The following is a 17282-nucleotide window of genomic DNA, read 5'->3' as shown; positions in this document are numbered from 1 at the left end:
TAACATGCGCTATATCCGCTATGCTTTCCTGGCCATTTTGGCGATTTGTCTGGTGACCGTGGCGGTGGCCAATCGCGGTGTTGTCACGCTGTTGTTGCTGCCGCCGGAAATGTCGGGGTTCCTTGGCTGGTCCTGGTCCGTCACCATGCCGCTGTTCCTGCTGATCTTCGGCGCGATAGTTGTGGGCGTGATGATCGGATTCGTTTGGGAATGGCTGCGCGAACATAAACATCGTGCAGATGCCACCCGCCAGCGCCGCCAGAAGGAAGAACTGGCGCGTGAGGTTACACGGCTGAAAACCCCGCCCCCCGGCAAGGGCGACGATGTTCTGGCCCTGATCGATGGTCCGGGCGCCACCGCGCGCTGAGGTTATATGACGACTCGGGTCAAGATCTGCGGGCTGACCCGCGAGGGTGACCTGCACGCTGCGCGTGATGCTGCCTATGTCGGCTTTGTCTTCTTCGCAAAATCGCCGCGCCATCTGACGTTTGAGCGTGCTGCCGAACTGGCGGTCGCGGTTCCTGCGGGGCAGTGCAAGGTCGCGCTGACCGTCGACGCCGATAACGCGGCGCTTGATGAATTGCTCGCCCTCGTACCGATAGACATGTTGCAGTTGCACGGGCGCGAGACGCCTGATCGCGTGGCCGAGGTGCGGGCGCGTTTCGGGCTCCCTGTGATGAAAGCGGTGGGCATCGCGAATGAAGGTGATCTGGCTGCCTTGACCGATTACGCATCCGTTGCGGATCAATTGCTGATCGATGCGAAGCCGCCAAGCGCCGGCGGGCTTCCGGGGGGCAACGGCATCGCGTTTGACTGGCGGCTGATTGCCGGGCGGCGCTGGCCGGTTCCATGGATGCTTGCCGGGGGGCTGACCCCCGCCAATGTGGCCGAGGCGGTGCGCCTGACGGGCGCGCAGCAGGTCGACGTATCATCGGGCGTGGAATCAGCCCCCGGGGTCAAGGATGTGGCGCGGATCGCGGCATTTCTGGCGGCGGCATGATCTGGCGTCTGGCCACTTCCGCCGATGTGCCTGCTGTCGTTGCCTTGCTGCGTGACGACGCCTTGGGGGCCGGGCGCGAGGATGAGGATCCGGCACGTTACCTGGCCGCCTTCGATGCGATGCAGCGCGAAGCGGCGAATCATCTGATTGTCGGTGAACAGGGCGGGCGGGTGATCGCCACATATCAGCTCACCTTTATTTCTGGCCTGTCGCTTCGTGCCGCCCGGCGGGCACAGGTTGAATCGGTCCGCGTCGCCTCGGATCAGCGCGGGCTGGGGATCGGCGCTTTGATGCTGGCGGACGCCGAAACCCGCGCCCGCGCCGCCGGTTGTGCCCTTTTACAACTGACGATGAACGCCTCTCGTGACCGTGCCCGGGCGTTTTACGAAAGCGTCGGCTTTACCGCCTCGCATATTGGCTTTAAACGCGACCTGACCTGACAATTGGGGGGCGCATACCATGAACGATCTTTTCAACAGCTTCATGAAGGGCCCGGATGAAAACGGGCGGTTCGGTGACTTCGGCGGACGGTTCGTATCCGAAACCCTGATGCCGCTGATCCTGAGGCTTGAGGCCGAATACGAAAAGGCCAAGACCGACGATTCATTCTGGGCCGAGATGAATGATCTGTGGACCCACTATGTCGGCCGTCCCAGCCCGATGTATTTCGCCCAGCGGATGACCGAGCATCTTGGCGGCGCAAAAATCTATTTCAAGCGTGATGAGTTGAACCACACCGGCGCCCATAAGATCAACAACGTGCTGGGGCAGATCCTTTTGGCGCGGCGTATGGGCAAGACCCGGATCATTGCCGAAACCGGGGCGGGACAACATGGCGTGGCCACGGCAACCGTCTGCGCCAAGTTCGGGCTGAAATGCGTCGTCTATATGGGCGCCCATGACGTTGAACGTCAGTCGCCCAACGTGTTCCGGATGAAGCTGCTGGGGGCCGAGGTGGTGCCGGTAACCTCTGGGCGCGGCACCCTGAAGGATGCGATGAACGACGCGCTGCGCGACTGGGTGACCAACGTGCGCGACACGTTCTATTGCATCGGCACGGTGGCCGGGCCGCACCCATACCCCGCCATGGTGCGCGATTTCCAATCGATCATCGGTAAAGAAGCCAAGGAGCAACTGGCCGAACAGGAGGGACGCCTGCCCGATACGCTCATCGCGGCGATCGGCGGTGGATCGAACGCCATGGGGCTGTTCTTTCCATTCCTCGACGACAAGTCGGTGAACATCATCGGCGTGGAAGCCGGGGGCAAGGGCGTGAATGCCAAGATGGAGCATTGCGCCTCTCTGACCGGTGGTCGCCCCGGCGTGCTGCATGGCAACCGCACCTATCTGTTACAGGACGACGACGGGCAGATCCTTGAGGGGTTCTCGATCTCGGCGGGGCTGGATTATCCCGGGATCGGACCGGAACATGCCTGGTTGCACGATATCGGGCGGGCGCAATATGTGTCGATCACCGATACCGAAGCGCTGGAGGCGTTCCAACTGTCCTGCGCGCTTGAAGGCATCATCCCGGCGCTGGAGCCCTCCCACGCGCTGGCCCATGTGATGAAGATCGCGCCGGATCTTCCGTCCGATCACATCATCTGCATGAATATGTGTGGCCGTGGCGACAAGGACATCTTTACCGTCGCCAAACATCTTGGCTGGGACATGACCGGCGCGGGCTGATACCGCGCCCGAACGGGTGGCGCGGTGTGATCCGCGTCACTCGATGGTTAGAAACACAACCGTAACTTCACGCAGACCGCTGTCTGTCGGACCATAGATATCGTCGAGGATGCGGCGCAATCCGGTGTGGTTGCGCGCGTCTGTGTCGTGCTCCAGCGCCATGATGCCATCGGGAATATCCGCGATCTCGGCACAGTGCAGCAAGCCGGCCACAGGTGCGCTGATCACACCTTCGGGGCCATCGATTTCGATCAGGTCGCCGATCCGCGCCAGCCGCGCCCATTTGTCGCCGTGGCGCACAGTGATGTTCAGCCCGGGATGAAAGGTCGGATTGACGAATGTCATTTTATGGCGGTTTGTCATGGAATTGTCAGGCTCTTTCAGGCGAAATTATCGGGAAAGTACAACTCACGTCGGCGCCGCATTCATCTGCAGCACCTCCAGCGGAATGATGTCGAGCGCGCGCAGATGCGTCGCCGACAGGTTGACGCGGGGTGCGCAGCCCTCGTCGTGGGCCTGCAGGAACCGACTGGCGCACAGACACCATTGATCGCCTGATTTCAGACCGGCAAAGCCAAATTCGGGGCGGGGGGTGGACAGGTCGTTGCCGACGTATTTCGAAAACGCGAGGAATTCGGCCGTCAACACCGCACAGACCGTATGGCTGCCCTGATCGGCGGCGCAGGTGTTGCAGTGGCCGTCACGGAAGAATCCCGTCATCGGAGTGGTCGAGCATAGAGCGAGCGTTTCGCCCAATACGTTGACGGCGGCGTCCTTGTCCATTGTCGGCCTTTCTCAGCGGAAGCGGTCAGCGAGCTTCTGCAATGGGTTGCGGGTGTCTGGGGTCGGTTCGGGGGCGGTCGGTTCCGGGGCGGCGGGTTTGGCCGCGGTCGGTGCGGGCGCAGCGGCTTTGGCCGTGGGCGTTTTCGGCTTTTCTGCGGCCTGCTGAGACTTGGAGGACCGCGCCGGCGACAGACGCAGCGCGACAGCATTCAGGAACCCCGGCCCGTCCCCCGCCGCTAGCTTTGCCGCGCCATCGCAGATGCCACGCAGCATATCGTCAAGCCAGTCCTGATCCGCCTTGGCGAAATCATGCAGCACGTATCCCGCCACCGCATCCTTGTGCCCGGGATGACCGACGCCCATCCGCACACGGTGATACTCGGCGCCGATATGCTGGTGCAGCGAGCGCAGCCCGTTGTGGCCCGCGTGTCCGCCGCCGGTTTTCAGGCGCAGCTTGCCGGGGGCAAGATCGATCTCGTCGTGAAAAACGGTGATCTCGGCGGGGGACAGTTTGAAGAACCGCATCGCTTCGCCCACCGATTGGCCCGACAGGTTCATGAATGTGTCCGGCTTGAGCAGCAGCACCTTCTCGCCGCCAAGAACACCCTCGGCCATATGACCCTGAAACCGCGCGCGCCAGGGGGAAAAGCCGTGATCATCGGCGATCCGGTCCAGCGCCATGAACCCGATGTTATGGCGGTTCTGCGCGTATTTCGCGCCGGGATTTCCGAGACCGGCAAAAAGCTGCATGGGGTCGGTCCTGTTGCTGAGAGTCGCGCCACCCTAAAGCCAGATGACTTAACTTGGAAACTGTCGGATCTGATGTCGCCCGGCTCTTTGGCGCAATTCGATGCCGCTCAAAGTCTTCTTCGCCGGTCCCCGTCGTCGGGCAAGTTCATGGCGGCTTACGAAAACGGGGCCCCGAAGGGCCCCGAATCGATACCACATTGGCGGTGATCAGTCCGCGGCGGGTGCTTCTTCCGCTTCGGGTCCTGCTTCGGCATCGTCGTCTTCGCTGCCCGAAGAGAGCAGACCGGCGGGAGCCGACAGGTTGGCGATGACGAAGTCACGATCGATCGTTGCGCGGGTCCCGTCGGGCAGCGTCACGTTCGAAATCGTCACCGTGTCGCCGATTTCGAGTCCGGCGATCGAAACGGTGATGCTCTCGGGGATGTCGCCGGCGGTGCAGCGCAGCTCCACCTCGGGGCGGACCATGGTCAGCACGCCACCCTTGCGCAGGGCGGGGCATTCCTCGTGGCCGATCACTTCCACCGGGATGAACAGCGAAACGCGGCTGGTGCGCTTGAGGCGCATCAGATCGACGTGGGTCGGCAGATCCTTGACCACATGACGCTGAACGCCGCGGCAGATCACCCGTACATCCTCGTGGCCTTCGACCTTGAGGTTGAACAGCGTTGACAGGAAACGACCTGCCTTCAGTTGCTTCAGCAACGCATTATAGGGCAGATTGATCGGCAGCGGCTCGCCGCCCCCGCCATAGACGATTCCGGGCACAAGCCCTTCGCGACGAGCGGTACGGGCGGCCCCCTTGCCTGTCCCCGCGCGTGCCAGCGCAATGATGTCTGGGATTTGACCAGCCATGTTGAATTCTCCAGAGATTCGGGTTGCGGGCGGCCTCCAAGGGTGTCCGCCCATGAATGCGCGTCCTTAGGGCAATTTTTTGCTCTTGAAAAGCCCCCGACGCATCGGGACGTGTGGTTGGCCGGGCATGAGTATTTGTGCAAAGAAGAAACCGCCAGCTTCTTCTTTGTATAAATACTTAAATTCCGACATCGCCGGTGGCGCGGCAGCTGGCGGTTCGTCGCTTGCCGTCCCTGACGATTGCTGGCATGCGCGCGCCATGAACAACCTGTGGTCTGCCCTTGTCCTGTCGCGTTCGCCGGCTCTGGCCTTTGCCGGGATGGGCGCGTTGTGGGGCGTTTTCGCGGCCTTTGTGCCGGTGATCAAATCGGGGCTGGGGGCGGCAGATGGCGTGTTCGGGTTGGCGTTGCTGTGTTCGGCGTTTGGGCTGGTGTTGTCCATGTGGCTCGCGCCGCTGGCCGATTCCCGGCTGGGGGCGCGGGCGCTGCCCTTTGCCTCGGCCTGTTTGACACTGGCGTTTTTGCTGCCTGGGCTTGCCGGAAATGTGGTTCTGTTCGGTGCGGCAATGGCGGTGGTCGGCATGGCGTCGGGGTTGACCGATGTGGTGATGAACGCGCGGGTCAGCGAACTTGAGGCGCGGCACGGACGATCACTGATGAACCTTAACCACGGGATGTTCTCGGTCGCCTATGCCTGCGGCGCCATTGTTACGGCTGTCGCGCGCGAGGCGGAATTGACGCCAATCGCCATGTTCGCCGGGGTCGGTGCAGTCACTCTGATGGCCACCCGCTGGATGGTCATGCCGGTCGAACAGACCGGCCCCGAGAGCCCGGAAAGCCGCCGCGCCTTTCCCCGCGCCATCGTGTTCTGGGGCGGCCTGATCGTTCTGGTGGCTTTCATGGCCGAGAACGCGGCCGAGGGGTGGTCGGCCCTGCATATCGAGCGCACGCTGGGCGGCGGTGCGGCAGAAGGTGCCTTCGGCCCCGCGATGCTGGGCCTGACCATGGCCATCGGCCGGCTGTCTGGTCAGGTGGTGGCGGACCGGCTGCGCGAGGTGACAGTGATCCGCTGGGCCTGCCTGCTGTCTGCATCGGGGGCGGCGCTGGCGGCCTTCGCGGTCAACCTGCCGCTGGCCTATGCCGGGTTCGCCATGCTGGGGCTGGGCATTTCGGTGCTGGCGCCGATGGCGTTGGCGCTGGTCGGCAAGCGGGTGGCTCCATCGATGCGCACCAAGGCGATTTCGCGCACCGCGGTTCTGGGGTTTCTCGGGTTTTTCATCGGGCCGCCCGTGATGGGCCTGCTGTCCGAACTTCTCAGTCTGCGCGCTTCGTTTGGCTTCGTTGCCCTGATCCTGCTGGCAGTGATGGGCTGTCTTGTGCCACTGCGTCGCAGTGAAGCAGGGCAAACGCCGATCGGCCACACCCGTCCCTGAAACGGTAACGTTCGGTTGGCCGGGGCGCGGCAACCGGCACCGCTTGACCTGCCCGCGATGCGGAGGCCAAGGTGGTCAGGGTTCGCGGCGCAGAAAGCCCGCAAAACGGAAGGGCGCAGGATGGACGATCCGATCCAGACCACAGCCGAGGTGGCCGAAGCGGCAGCGATGCCGCGCGCCCATGCGGTACACACCCAAGACGGCGTTTGCGGGGCCGAGCAGGCCGAACTGCCCGCCGCGGTGGCGGACAAACCGGTTGATCGCAAAAGCCCGGCGGAATGGGCGTATCAGCGGCTGGTCCTCTACATTCAGCATTTCGAAAAGCAGTTGGACAACGAACACGAGATTGCGATGGGCTTTGTCGGTGGTGCCCCGGGCATCATGCGGATCGAAGGAATGGGGTTCTATGACCCCGATATCGTAACCTTCTATGGCTCGGATCCCTCCGGTGCGCGGACCCAATTGATTCAGCATGTCACCCAGCTGAACGTGTTTCTGCGCGCCCTGCCGAAAGTGGCGAACAACAAGGAGCCGGTGCGTATCGGGTTCCGGCTGGCCGCCGATCTGGAAGGTGTTGCGGACGAAACGCTGCCCGATGCCGGAAACCCTGTCGCGGGGTCGTGACAGGGGGGGGTAAATGGATTATCGGTCTTTCGGACATTACAATGGAAAGACCGACATGGCCGACTATAAGCATGGAACGATGAACACCGAGGTGCAGGAAAAAACCTTCTCCGGGTTCGTAACTTTTATCATCCGCAGTGCCATCACAATCATTGTTGCGCTGATTCTCCTTGCTGTGATCAACGGCTGAACCGGATGATTTTCCGCGCTTTGGCCTTGCTGGCCATGACCGGGCTTGCGGGCTGCGGTGTCGGAGCTGTGTCAGAGGTTGCGCCGATGGAAGAGGTCCAGCGCCGCGCCTATGTCCACCCCGGGCCGTCGTCGCTGACACTGTATACGGTGATCAACAACCGTTCGGGATCGGGCGCGCATACGGCGCTGATGATCAGTGGCAGCCAGCGGGTTCTGTGGGATCCGGCGGGGTCATTCCGCCATCCATGGGCGCCCGAACGCAATGATGTTCTTTACGGGTTCAATCCGAACATTCAGGCCGTGTACGAGGATTACCATGCGCGCGAAACCTTTCGCATCGTGCGCCAGTCTGTGACGGTATCGCCGGAAGTCGCGGAAAAGGCGCTGCGCCTCGCGCAGGAGCAGGGGGCGGCGGGGCAAGCGACCTGTTCCATCACGACCACCGGGATTCTGGCGCAATTGCAAGGTTTCGAAGGATTTCCGCGCAGTTATTTCCCTGTTGCCACGATGAAGGCCTTTGCCGCGCGCACCGGCGATGCAGGCGTTACGATCACCGATGAAGATGCCGATGACAACCATGGCGTGACTTTTAAGGTCACCCGGCCACCCGCCCCACAGGGCTGAGGGTGGCCCGGACGGGACAACGCAAGGCGTGCGTCAGAAACCGAACCCGGCATAGGGCAGAAACCGCACCGGATCGCCGGGGTTCACCGTCTGTGCGGGTTCGGACAGTTCGATCAGCCCATCCGCCCAGCTGAGTCCTGAAATCCGCCCCGATCCTTCTGAACCAAAAGCCTGGGCTTGCCCGTCGTGCAGACGTGCGCGCAGATATTCCCGACGCCCGGATTTTTTCGACTTCTGAAATGCGGCGGGTACGGTGAACGCGAGCGGCGGCGTCCAGTCTGCGCCACTCAGCAAAGACAGGGCGGGGCGGGCAAAGATCAGGGTGCAGATCAATGCGGCCACCGGGTTGCCGGGCAGACCGAACACCGGCGTGCCCTGCCAGACCCCAAGCGCCAGAGGGCGTCCGGGTTTCAGCGCGATCCGCCATGCGGCCAGCGATCCGGCATCCTGCAACAGGGCCGAAACATGGTCTTCATCCCCTGACGAAGCGCCGCCCGACGTCAGGATCGCGTCGCATCCGGCACCGTCCAGCGCCGCGCGCAGGGCCGCGCGATCATCCCCCACATGGCCCAGATCCACCGGAACACAGCCCCACCGCCCAACCAGCGACAGCAGCATCGGGCGGTTGGCATCGAAGGTGCGCGCAGGGTCGTCCGTGGTGCCCGGTTCGGCCAGTTCATCGCCGGTGGACAGAACACCGACCCGCAGCGGTCGGAATACCTCGACCTCGGCCAGACCCACCGCCGACAGCAGCGCCAGATCGGGCGGGCGCAGCCGGTGACCACGGGGCAGGACCGGAGCGCCCGCCACCACATCCTCGCCCGCGCGGCGGGTGTTTGCACCGGGTTTGGGCAGCGCGGGAAAGCTCAGGGTGTCATCGGTGCGCGTGCAATCCTCTTGCATCACCACGGTATCGATTCCGGATGGCACCAGAGCGCCCGTCAGTATGCGCAGCGCATGACCGGGCGGAACCGAGCCTTTGAATGGGGCACCCGCCGCCGCACGTCCGGCGATCAGTGGCAGGCTCTGCGGCCCCGGGGAAAGCGCGTCATGGGCAAAGCCATAGCCATCAATCGCCGTGTTTGCTGCCGGTGGATTGGCGCGGGCGGCACTGGTGTCGGCGGCCAGAATCCTTGTGTCAGCAGCGGCAACCGGCATGCGCAGGGTATCGACAACCGGGGTCAGCCGTTCGCGCAGCAGGGCAAGCGCGTCGTCAACCGGGGTCCAGTGTATGCCGGGGGGCAGCGCGAAACAGTCGTTCTTAAGGGTCATGCAGTTTCCTCCAGCGCCCGGTCCATCGCATGGCATGCGCCGAGGATCCAGCCTTCAGGATAGCCGAAGGGGAAATCGAACCCCAACAACAACCGCCGCCCGGCAGCGATTTCGTCCTGTGCCAGATTGGTAATCCATGTCTGTGCCATTTCACGGTTGCGCAGATAGACTGTCGCTTTGGAACCTTTGGCGCGGCGGACGGCCGCCCAGATCGCATCCTTTTTCCGGGTCTGCCCTTGGTCGTTGCCGCCCGACCCGTCAATACTGGCGATGGTGTCGAATCCGCTCACAATGCCAGCTCATGGGCGATGAAATCGGCGATGGTGGCGGTGTCGTCCAGATGGAATTGCGCCCGGCCCGGAAGATCGACGGGCACGTCGCTGGCAACGGCGCGGATCGTGGGGTCGTTCGGTGCGATCAACGGGTTGCCGGCACTGGCGCGCCATGCCTCGATCTTGGGATGGCTGTCGCGCTTCCAACCCTCGACCAGCACCAGATCGACCGGCGCAAGCTGCGCCAGCAGTTCGGACATGGTGGGTTCACCGGTGTCACGCAATTCGCTCATCAAAGCCCAGCGGGTCGCCGAGGATAGCAGCACCTGTTGCGCCCCAGCCTGCCGGTGGCGGTGACTGTCGCGTCCGGGCTGGTCGATATCAAAGCTGTGGTGCGCATGTTTCAGGGTGCTGACCGACAGTCCACGAGCGGTGAATTCAGTCACCAGCCGCTCCATCAAACCGGTCTTGCCCGCGTTTTTCCACCCCGTCACACCATAGAGTTTCATTGCCCGCCCCGCAGCATTTCTTCGGCCCGCAGCAGATCATCGGGGGTGTTGACGTTGAAAAACGGCGTGCCGCCATCATCGAACATCGCCTGTGCTGCGCCGTGGCTCTCGGTCCATTGCACGACTTTGCGCAGCCCCCCGGCCAACGCCGCGCGCAGATCTTCGCGCAGGGCGACAGGCCACAGCCCGAAGGTGGGGTGCATCCCGTCCTGCGTTGCGGCCAAAACGATCGGCGCCGCCTCGATTTCCCCGGCAAGGATCAGACGGGGCACCAGATCGCAGGGAAAGAACGGCGTGTCGGCGGCGGCGGTCACGATATGATCGCAGCCCTGCTTTGCCGCAAAGTCCAACCCGGCCAGAATCCCGGCCAGCGGTCCGGCAAACCCGTCAAGACTGTCACCGACGACGGGCAGGCCCAGCCGGGCGAACCGCGCCGGATCACCGTTGGCGTTCAGCACCAGCGCCGCGACCTGCGGCTCCAGCCGGTCGATCACATGGGACAGGATCGTGCCATCGCCCAGCGGCAGAAGCCCCTTGTCGCCGCCGCCCATTCGCCGCGCCTGACCCCCGGCCAGAATAACGCCCATCGGTTGTTTCATGCTTGGTCTCCGGATCTGGCTGGCCATGGCCGTGCCAGCAGATACCCGGCCAGCGCCAGCCCGGCAATTGCAATGGATGCCACGGGTGCAATCAGCGCGCCCACACAGCCGAGCCCGGCCAGCAGGGCGGCCGCCCACAACCGAAAAGCTCGCGCATGGTCCAACGCCGCTGGCGGGCAGAGCACCGCATCGGGCATCCCGCGCAACAGAACCCGGAGCCGCAACCGACGCACCGGAAACCCCGTCGGCGTCCGGCCAAGGGTCAGCGGCGGTTCGGGCGGCCAGTCCAGCCGCGCAAGCGTGTCTGACGGCAGGCGGTGCATGATGTCGGTCAGCGCGAACCAGTGGGTGCGCGCAATGACCAGCGCGCCCAATGCCGCGCCAAGCCCCGCCAGCACCAGAATCAACGATACGCCCGTCATCGTGCCGCCCCGATCCGGTTCAGGGCAAAAGTGAAACCTCGGGTCAAGACCGGCCCGCTCCCTTGCGTCCGGAACCTGCGGGTTCCTCGGCCACCGCCGACCAATCGGCATCGCGGATCAACCGGTCGGCCCCGGAGAGGCAGACAAAGCGCCGTCCGCGCATCCGCCCGATCAGGGTGAGCCCCACCTGTTCGGCAATTTCGACCCCCCATGCAGTAAATCCCGACCGTGACGCCAGAACCGGAATCCCCATCAGCGCGGTCTTGATCACCATTTCCGAGGTCAACCGCCCGGTGGTATACAGGATCTTGTCCGCCGCGCCGACACCTTCGCTCAGCATCCAGCCGGCGATCTTGTCGACTGCGTTGTGCCGTCCGACGTCCTCCATATAGACCAACGGGCGATCCCGGCAGCACAGCACGGTGCCGTGAATCGCGCCGGATTCAAGATACAGCGACGGGGTGCGGTTGATCCTGTCGGCCAAGGCATAAAGCCATGAGCTGCGCAGTTCGGCGGCGGGCAGGGTCATCCCTTGAAGCCCCTCCATCATGTCGCCGAACACGGTGCCGACCGCGCAACCACTGGTGCGGGTCTTTTTCTTCAGCTTTTCCTCGTAGGTGGTGGCCGAGTCGGTGCGCACGACCACAGTCTCCAACTCATCGTCGTATTCGACGGCCTTCACCGTCTCGCCATCCTTCAACATGCCCTGATTGCGCAAAAACCCCAGCGCCAGATATTCGGGATAGTCACCGATGGTCATGGCGGTGACGATTTCTGCACCGTTCAGGAAAATCGTCAGGGGCCGCTCCTCGATCACTGACATGGGAATGGTTGCGCCGGTGTGGTCGACGCCGGTCACCTGTCGCGTCAGGCGCGGCGCGGCAGGATCGGGGGCGATCAGATAGGGCGCATCGGCCACGGATTTTGCCATTTGAACCTCGGATCGGGTCTGGATAAGACAGACCGGTAATCCTAGGACGTTCCCATGCCAGCCTCCACCTCGAAATCCGTTTATCTGCGCGGGATCCGCGACAGCGCGCCCTTTGCCTTTGTCATCGTGCCATTCGCCCTGCTGTTCGGCGTGGTGGCGACCGAGGCGGGGCTGACATTGGCCCAAATGATGGGGTTCAACGTGCTGGTCATTGCCGGTGCGTCGCAATTTGCCGCTGTGGCGCTGATGGATGAGGGCGCACCGCTCTGGATCGTGGTGACCACGGCTTTGGTGGTGAACCTGCGGATGGCGATGTATTCCGCATCACTGGTGCCGCATCTGGGGCGCGCACCGTTCCGGTTGCGCGCCTTCGTGGCCTATCTGAACTTCGATCAGACCTATGCGGCCGCGGCAGCAGAATATGAACGTCTGCCGGACATGAGTTTGGCGGAAAAGCTGGCGTATTTCTTCGGGGTCGCGACACCGATCGTTCCCCTGTGGTATCTGATGGCGCTGGTCGGTGCGCTGCTCGGGACGACGGTCCCGATGGGGTCGGGGCTGGATTTTGCGCTGCCCATCACCTTTATCGGGATTGCCGCGCCGATGCTGCGCACGCCCGCCCATGTGGCGGCGGCGGGCGCCTCGGTTGTTGTGGCGCTGTTGCTGGCCGGGCTGCCGTCTGGGCTGGGCCTGCTGGTGGCGGCGGGCTGTGCGATGGTTGTCGGCGTGGCGGTCGAGACATGGAGCGAAAAGCAATGAATTTCACCACCGGCGAAATCTGGACGGTGATCGTCCTGCTGGGGGCCGGAACCTATCTGATCCGGCTGTCGTTCCTTGGGCTGATCGGTGATCGGCAAATGCCGCCTCTGGTGATGCGGCTGCTGCGCTATACCCCTGTGGCGGTCCTGCCGGGGCTGGTGGCGCCACTGGTGCTGTGGCCCGGCGCAACCGGCGGTGAGCCCGATCTGGCGCGGGGATTGGCGGCGCTGGCGGCTGTGGCTGTGGGGCTGGCCACGCGCAACACGATATGGGCGATTCTGGCCGGAGCGGTGACCCTGTTCGGCATGCTGTTCGTTCTGGGTTAGACACCGCCCTGTGCCGGGCGCTTGCGCTCAGATGACGGTCAAATCACGTCACGTGACTGGCCGGGTGCGCAGGAACAGATACAGCGGCAGGCCACAACTGACACCGATGAGAAAGGTGGCGGGAATTGCCACCAGCGCCAGCCAGTTGCGGCGCACCGCCACCTCGGCCAGAATCCACACCGTCAGGGTGATCGCGGCAATGATCAGATCCCAGGTCAGTCCGATGGTCGATGCGTTGACATACCACGCATCGACCATCGCGCCGAAATCCCACGCATTTGCCGCCAAATAGGTCACGAACCAGTACATCGGATGCACCGCGCCCCAGACCGCCAGCGCAAGATAGATCCTCCGCAGCGCCGACATTACAGAGTTCCCGTGACCCCGATCCGCGCGTCGCCCGAGACGGTGACGGCGGGTGTTGCCCCCTTGGGCCGTTCAGGTGGCGCATCGGCACCGCAGGCGGCCAGCAGGGCCAGAATCGTCAAAGACAAGGCAGTGCGCATCGACATTTCCTTTTTGTCAGTCCCGGTTGCGGGGGTCACAATATCGCTTTCCAGCGGGCGACCTGTGCAAGCACCTGCGCGGGGGCCGTGCCACCATAACAGGCGCGGCTGGCGACCGAATTGTGCACGCCGAGCACGGTAAACACATTCTCGGTGATCGCGCCATGCACCCCCTGCATGTCGTCCAGCGACAGGTCAGGCAGGTCGCAGCCCTTCGATTCGGCCAGCGCGACAAGGGTGCCGGTGACATGGTGTGCGTCGCGGAACGGCATGTTCAGCGTTCGCACCAGCCAGTCTGCCAGATCGGTCGCGGTGGAAAATCCCGACCCTGCGGCAGCTTCCAGCACGTCCCGGTTTGCGCTCATGTCGGTGACCATCCCGGTCATCGCCGCCAGCGACAGCATCAGCGAATCGGCGGCGTCGAACACCTGTTCCTTGTCTTCCTGCATGTCCTTGGAATAGGCCAGCGGCAGCCCCTTCATCACCATGAAAAGCGCCACCTGCGCGCCCAGAATCCGTCCGATCTTGGCACGGATCAGTTCGGCGGCGTCTGGGTTCTTCTTTTGCGGCATGATCGATGATCCGGTGGTGAACCGGTCGGACAGGGCGACAAAGCGAAACTGCGCTGACGACCAGATCACCAGTTCCTCGGCGAAACGCGACAGATGCATGGCACAGATCGCCGAGGCAGAAAGGAAATCCAGCGCGAAGTCCCGGTCGGCCACGGCATCCAGCGAATTGGCGCAGGGTCGGTCAAAACCAAGGGCCTGCGCCGTCATCTCGCGGTCGATGGGAAACGAGGTTCCGGCCAGAGCGGCAGCCCCCAGCGGACATTCATTCATCCGCGCGCGGGCATCGCGGAACCGCGACACATCACGCCCCAGCATTTCCACATAGGCCAACATGTGATGGCCCCATGTGACCGGCTGAGCCGTCTGCAGGTGGGTGAAGCCGGGCATGACCCAGTCCGCACCTTCCTGTGCCTGCGCAAGAAACGCCTTTTGCAACGCGATACAGCCCTCAATGGCGGCATCGATCTGGTCGCGCACCCAAAGCCGGAAATCTGTCGCCACCTGATCGTTGCGCGACCGGCCCGTGTGCAGCCGCCCAGCCGGTTCGCCGATGATCTGTTTCAGCCGCGATTCAACGTTCATGTGGATGTCTTCCAGCGCGGCGGAATATTGGAAGGTTCCGGCCTCGATTTCTGACAACACCGTGAGCAGGCCTTCCCGTATCGCGTTGGAATCGCTATCCGTAATAATACCCTGTGCCGCCAACATCGCGGCATGGGCGCGCGATCCGGCAATATCCTGCGCGGCCATCCGCCGGTCGTACCCGATCGAGGCATTGATTGCCTCCATGATCGCGTCCGGCCCGGCGGCGAACCGCCCGCCCCACATGGCGTTGGAGTTGCCGGGTTCTGATTTGGTTTCGGTCATGAAGGATCCCCGGAATGAAAAGCAGTTTCTGGACGTCGGCTGTTCTCTATCTCTCCCTCGGGTTCGGTGCAAATGCCGCCGACACCGAAATGTTGAATGATCTGCGCGACGGCGACATGGCAAAGCTGGAGTTTCACAAGGCACCGGTCAACGCATCGGATGCGGTGTTCACATCGCCAGATGGCAGCGAACACCGCCTGTCTGACTGGCAGGGCAAATATGTGCTGGTGAATTTCTGGGCAACATGGTGCGCGCCTTGCCGCGCCGAAATGCCGATGCTGGATGCGTTGCAACAAGAGTTTGGCGGCGACGATTTTGAAGTCGTGACCGTTGCTACAGGGCCAAATCCGCTGCCGGCGATCGAGCGATTTTTCGAGGAAAAATCGATCACCGCCCTGCCGGTTCTGTTGGACCCGAAACAGGCGCTGGCGCGCGGCATGGGCGTCGGAGGCCTGCCGATCACCGTGATCCTGAGCCCCGACGGGCAGGAAATCGCCCGGCTTCAGGGCGAAGCCGACTGGAACAGTGATAGCGCCCGGGCGATTCTGGCGGCACTGATCGCGGGTTAGCGGCGCTGCGCCAATGTAGCCACGGCATCGTGGCGCGGACAGGTGACAAGGTGGTCGTTGACCATCCCGACCGCCTGCATAAAGGCGTAGACGATGGTCGGACCGCAAAACCGGAACCCGTCCTTCTTCAGCTGCTTCGACATTTCGGCCGACAGCGGCGTCTGCGGCGGAACCCCGGCCATTGTCGCAAACCGGTTCTGTAACGGCGTGCCGTCGACATAATCCCACAGATACCGGTCGAAACCTTGCCGCGATTCGATCTCGCACCAGGCACGCGCATTGCCGATGGTTGCTTCGATCTTGCCGCGGTGGCGAACAATGCCCGAATCGGTCAAAAGCCGCTGAACTTCAGGTTCGCCCCATCCGGCAATGATGGTTGGGTCGAATCCGGCAAAGGCGTTGCGGAAATTGTCGCGTTTTTTAAGGATTGTGATCCAGCTGAGACCGGCCTGAAATCCGTCGAGGATCAGTTTTTCCCATAGTGCCCGGCTGTCCCATTCGGGCACGCCCCATTCAGTGTCGTGATATTCGACATAGACCGGCTCTGTCCCGCACCAGTCGCAGCGTTGTTCAATCATGTATCCGTCCCTGTTGTGAGGTGTCGAAGCCCGCAAAGTCCGCGCGCCGGAGGAATGTCCGGCCCGTTCCGGTCATCCACCCGAAAATTCGCCCGGTTCGCCGAAATGGCGGTCCGCCGCGATTGCTGTTTCATGCTTTTAGACAAAATAGAACAAAATGTGAATATTCACCTCGCATTATCGTTCTGCTGCAAAGGTGCCTTTGTCCGCGAAGGAGATTTCAGCATGCCGCCCGACTATCCCCGAGTTATTTCCAGCACCGATTCCAGGTCCGAAAGCTCCCCACCCGGCAGCCCGTTGTCCGTCGCAGTCTCTGATCGCGACCGCGACATCCTGACAACCGTCGAACGGGCGGTGGCGGGGGGTGATGTCATGCTGGCCTATCAGCCGGTGGTGCCTGCCGGACGGCAGGACCGTCCCGCGTTCTATGAAGGTCTAATCCGGGTGCTGGATCGCAACGGGCGAATCATCCCGGCACAGGAATTCATCTCGCTGGTCGAAACCCTTGAGATCGGGCGCGAAATCGATTGCCTTGCGCTTGAACGGGGGTTGGATACCTTGCTGGCCCATCCCCGCCTGCGTCTGTCGATCAACATGTCGGCACGTTCCATCGGCTATGCCCGTTGGATGCAGGTGCTGCATCGCGGGTTGGCCCTCGATCCGGCCGTGGGCGAACGTCTGATTCTAGAGATTACCGAAGGTTCGGCGATCGAAATGCCCGATGTGGTGCAGGCCTTCATGTCGGAACTTCAGGCCGTGGGAATCAGTTTCGCGATTGATGATTTCGGCGCCGGGTTCACATCTCTGCGCCATCTCAAGGAACTCTATTTCGACATTCTCAAGATCGACGGCCAGTTCATCCGTGGCATCGCGCGCAATCCCGACAATCAGGCAGTGGTCAAGGCGTTGCTGTCGATCGGCAGGCATTTCGACATGGTGACGATCGCGGAATTTGTCGAATCCAATGAAGATGCGGTTTATCTGACCAAGATTGGTGTCGATTGTCTTCAGGGATACTATTTCGGGGCGCCGACGATCCGCGCCCGATGGGATCCCTGCGAAGAGGAAAAACGCGCCTGATGCAACCACTGTCGCGCGCGAATGTTGTATTTTCCTGCGGCACTCCCTAGTCTTGAGGCGAACCGGCGCAGGCG

The 17282-nt window shown here is 62.9% G+C and carries 26 protein-coding genes; 12 read left to right on the top strand and 14 right to left on the bottom strand.

Going from position 1 to position 17282, the window contains the following annotated elements:
- Positions 1-4: 4 nt before the first annotated feature.
- From FQ320_RS14990 to trpB, 4 genes are read left to right on the top strand one after another with little or no spacing between them, the layout of a single operon-like run.
- Positions 5-367, top strand: a complete 363-nt coding sequence (locus FQ320_RS14990; protein WP_148473659.1) for a LapA family protein — start codon at positions 5-7, stop codon at positions 365-367.
- Between the two features lie 6 nt (positions 368-373).
- Positions 374-1000 (top strand): phosphoribosylanthranilate isomerase, encoded by a 627-nt coding sequence (locus tag FQ320_RS14985; RefSeq protein ID WP_148473658.1) that lies wholly within the window; start codon positions 374-376, stop codon positions 998-1000.
- Positions 997-1440: a GNAT family N-acetyltransferase gene (locus FQ320_RS14980; protein WP_148473656.1), complete on the top strand. Its 444-nt coding sequence runs from the start codon at positions 997-999 to the stop codon at positions 1438-1440. The genes FQ320_RS14985 and FQ320_RS14980 overlap by 4 nt, the downstream gene beginning before the upstream one ends.
- Positions 1441-1459: 19 nt before the next feature.
- Positions 1460-2689, top strand: coding sequence for a tryptophan synthase subunit beta (gene trpB / locus FQ320_RS14975; RefSeq protein ID WP_148473654.1), 1230 nt, complete (start codon positions 1460-1462; stop codon positions 2687-2689).
- A gap of 36 nt (positions 2690-2725) precedes the next feature.
- On the opposite strand, the gene FQ320_RS14970 is transcribed toward trpB, so the two are convergent.
- The 4 genes from FQ320_RS14970 to FQ320_RS14955 form a co-directional block, all read right to left on the bottom strand.
- Positions 2726-3052 (bottom strand): hypothetical protein, encoded by a 327-nt coding sequence (locus FQ320_RS14970; protein WP_148473652.1) that lies wholly within the window; start codon positions 3050-3052, stop codon positions 2726-2728.
- A 45-nt stretch (positions 3053-3097) separates the two neighbouring features.
- Positions 3098-3472 (bottom strand): DUF2237 family protein, encoded by a 375-nt coding sequence (locus FQ320_RS14965; RefSeq protein ID WP_148473650.1) that lies wholly within the window; start codon positions 3470-3472, stop codon positions 3098-3100.
- Positions 3473-3484: 12 nt separating this feature from the next.
- On the bottom strand, positions 3485-4222 hold the full coding sequence (gene pth / locus FQ320_RS14960) for an aminoacyl-tRNA hydrolase (protein WP_148473648.1): 738 nt from the start codon (positions 4220-4222) through the stop codon (positions 3485-3487).
- Between the two features lie 207 nt (positions 4223-4429).
- The gene (locus tag FQ320_RS14955) at positions 4430-5074 is read right to left on the bottom strand and encodes a 50S ribosomal protein L25/general stress protein Ctc (RefSeq protein ID WP_148473646.1); all 645 of its coding nucleotides are present in this window, start codon (positions 5072-5074) and stop codon (positions 4430-4432) included.
- Between the two features lie 259 nt (positions 5075-5333).
- Here FQ320_RS14955 and FQ320_RS14950 point away from each other — a divergent pair, with 259 nt between their 5' ends.
- The 4 genes from FQ320_RS14950 to FQ320_RS14935 all read left to right on the top strand — a co-directional run bounded on the left by FQ320_RS14950 (position 5334) and on the right by FQ320_RS14935 (position 7946).
- On the top strand, positions 5334-6506 hold the full coding sequence (locus FQ320_RS14950; RefSeq protein ID WP_148473644.1) for an MFS transporter: 1173 nt from the start codon (positions 5334-5336) through the stop codon (positions 6504-6506).
- A gap of 120 nt (positions 6507-6626) precedes the next feature.
- On the top strand, positions 6627-7130 hold the full coding sequence (locus FQ320_RS14945; RefSeq protein WP_148473642.1) for a DUF6173 family protein: 504 nt from the start codon (positions 6627-6629) through the stop codon (positions 7128-7130).
- Between the two features lie 55 nt (positions 7131-7185).
- Complete coding sequence (locus FQ320_RS14940) at positions 7186-7320, top strand: aa3-type cytochrome c oxidase subunit IV (RefSeq protein ID WP_148473640.1); 135 nt, start codon at positions 7186-7188, stop codon at positions 7318-7320.
- Between the two features lie 5 nt (positions 7321-7325).
- On the top strand, positions 7326-7946 hold the full coding sequence (locus tag FQ320_RS14935; protein ID WP_148473638.1) for a hypothetical protein: 621 nt from the start codon (positions 7326-7328) through the stop codon (positions 7944-7946).
- Positions 7947-7979: 33 nt separating this feature from the next.
- Here FQ320_RS14935 and FQ320_RS14930 read toward each other — a convergent pair whose 3' ends face one another.
- Genes FQ320_RS14930 through FQ320_RS14905 form a run of 6 tightly spaced genes read right to left on the bottom strand, consistent with a single transcriptional unit; the run spans position 7980 to position 11951 of the window.
- A complete protein-coding gene (locus FQ320_RS14930; RefSeq protein WP_148473636.1) occupies positions 7980-9218 on the bottom strand; it encodes a molybdopterin-binding protein in 1239 nt (412 codons plus the stop codon).
- Positions 9215-9508: a hypothetical protein gene (locus FQ320_RS14925; protein ID WP_148473634.1), complete on the bottom strand. Its 294-nt coding sequence runs from the start codon at positions 9506-9508 to the stop codon at positions 9215-9217. Before FQ320_RS14925 ends, FQ320_RS14930 begins: the two co-directional genes overlap by 4 nt.
- Complete coding sequence (gene mobB, locus FQ320_RS14920; protein WP_148473632.1) at positions 9505-9999, bottom strand: molybdopterin-guanine dinucleotide biosynthesis protein B; 495 nt, start codon at positions 9997-9999, stop codon at positions 9505-9507. Before mobB ends, FQ320_RS14925 begins: the two co-directional genes overlap by 4 nt.
- Positions 9996-10598: a molybdenum cofactor guanylyltransferase MobA gene (gene mobA, locus FQ320_RS14915; protein ID WP_148473630.1), complete on the bottom strand. Its 603-nt coding sequence runs from the start codon at positions 10596-10598 to the stop codon at positions 9996-9998. The genes mobB and mobA overlap by 4 nt, the downstream gene beginning before the upstream one ends.
- On the bottom strand, positions 10595-11020 hold the full coding sequence (locus FQ320_RS14910) for a hypothetical protein (protein WP_148473629.1): 426 nt from the start codon (positions 11018-11020) through the stop codon (positions 10595-10597). Before FQ320_RS14910 ends, mobA begins: the two co-directional genes overlap by 4 nt.
- 43 nt (positions 11021-11063) lie before the next feature.
- Positions 11064-11951, bottom strand: a complete 888-nt coding sequence (locus FQ320_RS14905) for a formate dehydrogenase accessory sulfurtransferase FdhD (protein WP_148473627.1) — start codon at positions 11949-11951, stop codon at positions 11064-11066.
- Between the two features lie 54 nt (positions 11952-12005).
- Here FQ320_RS14905 and FQ320_RS14900 point away from each other — a divergent pair, with 54 nt between their 5' ends.
- Both FQ320_RS14900 and FQ320_RS14895 read left to right on the top strand, forming a co-directional pair.
- On the top strand, positions 12006-12710 hold the full coding sequence (locus tag FQ320_RS14900; protein ID WP_148473625.1) for an AzlC family ABC transporter permease: 705 nt from the start codon (positions 12006-12008) through the stop codon (positions 12708-12710).
- Complete coding sequence (locus FQ320_RS14895; RefSeq protein ID WP_148473623.1) at positions 12707-13036, top strand: AzlD domain-containing protein; 330 nt, start codon at positions 12707-12709, stop codon at positions 13034-13036. Before FQ320_RS14900 ends, FQ320_RS14895 begins: the two co-directional genes overlap by 4 nt.
- A gap of 48 nt (positions 13037-13084) precedes the next feature.
- Here FQ320_RS14895 and FQ320_RS14890 read toward each other — a convergent pair whose 3' ends face one another.
- From FQ320_RS14890 to argH, 3 genes are read right to left on the bottom strand one after another with little or no spacing between them, the layout of a single operon-like run.
- Positions 13085-13402, bottom strand: a complete 318-nt coding sequence (locus FQ320_RS14890; protein WP_148473621.1) for a DUF2834 domain-containing protein — start codon at positions 13400-13402, stop codon at positions 13085-13087.
- Positions 13402-13542 carry a hypothetical protein gene (locus FQ320_RS25695; RefSeq protein WP_187393913.1) on the bottom strand — a complete coding sequence of 47 codons (141 nt, stop codon included), beginning with the start codon at positions 13540-13542 and terminating at the stop codon, positions 13402-13404. Before FQ320_RS25695 ends, FQ320_RS14890 begins: the two co-directional genes overlap by 1 nt.
- A gap of 35 nt (positions 13543-13577) precedes the next feature.
- Positions 13578-14981, bottom strand: a complete 1404-nt coding sequence (argH, locus tag FQ320_RS14885) for an argininosuccinate lyase (protein ID WP_148473619.1) — start codon at positions 14979-14981, stop codon at positions 13578-13580.
- A 14-nt stretch (positions 14982-14995) separates the two neighbouring features.
- Between argH and FQ320_RS14880 the strand changes: the two genes are divergently transcribed.
- On the top strand, positions 14996-15550 hold the full coding sequence (locus FQ320_RS14880; RefSeq protein WP_148473617.1) for a TlpA disulfide reductase family protein: 555 nt from the start codon (positions 14996-14998) through the stop codon (positions 15548-15550).
- On the opposite strand, the gene FQ320_RS14875 is transcribed toward FQ320_RS14880, so the two are convergent.
- Positions 15547-16128 (bottom strand): DNA-3-methyladenine glycosylase I, encoded by a 582-nt coding sequence (locus FQ320_RS14875; RefSeq protein WP_148473615.1) that lies wholly within the window; start codon positions 16126-16128, stop codon positions 15547-15549. The genes FQ320_RS14880 and FQ320_RS14875 overlap by 4 nt on opposite strands.
- Positions 16129-16353: 225 nt before the next feature.
- Between FQ320_RS14875 and FQ320_RS14870 the strand changes: the two genes are divergently transcribed.
- Positions 16354-17208 carry an EAL domain-containing protein gene (locus FQ320_RS14870; protein ID WP_148473613.1) on the top strand — a complete coding sequence of 285 codons (855 nt, stop codon included), beginning with the start codon at positions 16354-16356 and terminating at the stop codon, positions 17206-17208.
- The last annotated feature ends 74 nt before the right edge of the window (positions 17209-17282 follow it).

It is taken from the genome of Oceaniovalibus sp. ACAM 378, assembly GCF_008085915.1.
Lineage (GTDB): Bacteria > Pseudomonadota > Alphaproteobacteria > Rhodobacterales > Rhodobacteraceae > Oceaniglobus.
This window is presented reverse-complemented; position numbering and strand designations above follow the sequence as displayed.